This is a genomic window from Flavobacterium weaverense (assembly GCF_003688495.1).
GTDB classification, from domain to species: domain Bacteria; phylum Bacteroidota; class Bacteroidia; order Flavobacteriales; family Flavobacteriaceae; genus Flavobacterium; species Flavobacterium weaverense.
This window is the reverse complement of the sequence record NZ_REFH01000003.1, coordinates 1-1,925: the sequence shown is the minus strand read 5'-3', so window position 1 is coordinate 1,925 and position 1,925 is coordinate 1. Positions and strand designations below refer to the sequence as shown.

The 1,925-nt window shown below is 46.1% G+C and carries 1 tRNA gene and 1 rRNA gene; both read right to left on the bottom strand.

Annotation, left to right across the window (positions count from 1 at the left end):
* Nucleotides 1-13 precede the first annotated feature (13 nt).
* Nucleotides 14-87, bottom strand: a tRNA-Ile gene (locus BC961_RS00030).
* A gap of 217 nt (nt 88-304) precedes the next feature.
* Nucleotides 305-1,818, bottom strand: a 16S ribosomal RNA gene (locus BC961_RS00025).
* Nucleotides 1,819-1,925: the final 107 nt, after the last annotated feature.

The window sequence follows — 1,925 nt, the reverse complement described above, 5'->3', positions numbered from 1 at the left end:
TTAAGTAAATTTGTTGTCTCGGACAGACTCGAACTGTCGACCCCTACATTATCAGTGTAGTACTCTAACCAGCTGAGCTACGAGACAAGGTGATTCTCGATTTATGATCAACGATTTTTGATTTTAGATTTTTTATAAATCCTCCATCAGCAATCAGCTTTCAACAATCTTAAATCGTTTATCTTTTACTTAATTGTATTATTTGAACTAACAGCAAGAGTAATAAAACGTCATTATTTGTTTCCTATAAAATCTTCGTCTTCTTTCCTAAAAGTGTTGCAAGCAACTAACATTTAGGCTCTAGAAAGGAGGTGTTCCAGCCGCACCTTCCGGTACGGCTACCTTGTTACGACTTAGCCCTAGTTACCAGTTTTACCCTAGGCAGCTCCTTGCGGTCACCGACTTCAGGCACCCCCAGCTTCCATGGCTTGACGGGCGGTGTGTACAAGGCCCGGGAACGTATTCACCGGATCATGGCTGATATCCGATTACTAGCGATTCCAGCTTCACGGAGTCGAGTTGCAGACTCCGATCCGAACTGTGACCGGTTTTGTAGATTCGCTCCTGGTCACCCAGTGGCTGCTCTCTGTACCGGCCATTGTAGCACGTGTGTAGCCCAAGGCGTAAGGGCCGTGATGATTTGACGTCATCCCCACCTTCCTCACAGTTTGCACTGGCAGTCTTGTTAGAGTTCCCGACATGACTCGCTGGCAACTAACAACAGGGGTTGCGCTCGTTATAGGACTTAACCTGACACCTCACGGCACGAGCTGACGACAACCATGCAGCACCTTGTAAATTGTCTTGCGAAAGTTCTGTTTCCAAAACGGTCAATCTACATTTAAGCCTTGGTAAGGTTCCTCGCGTATCATCGAATTAAACCACATGCTCCACCGCTTGTGCGGGCCCCCGTCAATTCCTTTGAGTTTCATTCTTGCGAACGTACTCCCCAGGTGGGATACTTATCACTTTCGCTTAGCCACTGAGATTGCTCCCAACAGCTAGTATCCATCGTTTACGGCGTGGACTACCAGGGTATCTAATCCTGTTCGCTACCCACGCTTTCGTCCATCAGCGTCAATCAATTAGTAGTAACCTGCCTTCGCAATTGGTATTCCATGTAATCTCTAAGCATTTCACCGCTACACTACATATTCTAGTTACTTCCTAATAATTCAAGCCTTACAGTATCAATGGCCGTTTCCCCGTTGAGCGGGGAGATTTCACCACTGACTTATAAAGCCGCCTACGGACCCTTTAAACCCAATGATTCCGGATAACGCTTGGATCCTCCGTATTACCGCGGCTGCTGGCACGGAGTTAGCCGATCCTTATTCTTACGATACCGTCAAGACTCTACACGTAGAGTGGTTTCTTCTCGTATAAAAGCAGTTTACAATCCATAGGACCGTCATCCTGCACGCGGCATGGCTGGATCAGAGTTGCCTCCATTGTCCAATATTCCTCACTGCTGCCTCCCGTAGGAGTCTGGTCCGTGTCTCAGTACCAGTGTGGGGGATCTCCCTCTCAGGACCCCTACCCATCGTAGTCTTGGTAAGCCGTTACCTTACCAACTAACTAATGGGACGCATGCTCATCTTTTACCGTTGTGACTTTAATTATAAAATGATGCCATTCTATAATACCATGCGGTATTAATCCAAATTTCTCTGGGCTATCCCGCTGTAAAAGGTAGATTGCATACGCGTTACGCACCCGTGCGCCGGTCTCTAATTCCGAAGAACTATACCCCTCGACTTGCATGTGTTAAGCCTGCCGCTAGCGTTCATCCTGAGCCAGGATCAAACTCTTCATCGTATATTGTATGCTTAAATAAAATCTAAGCTAGTTATTATGCGACTCCAATTCTATCGGTTTTTTCAAATCTCTCAATTCTATTACTCTTATTCTTTTGTTCTAACATC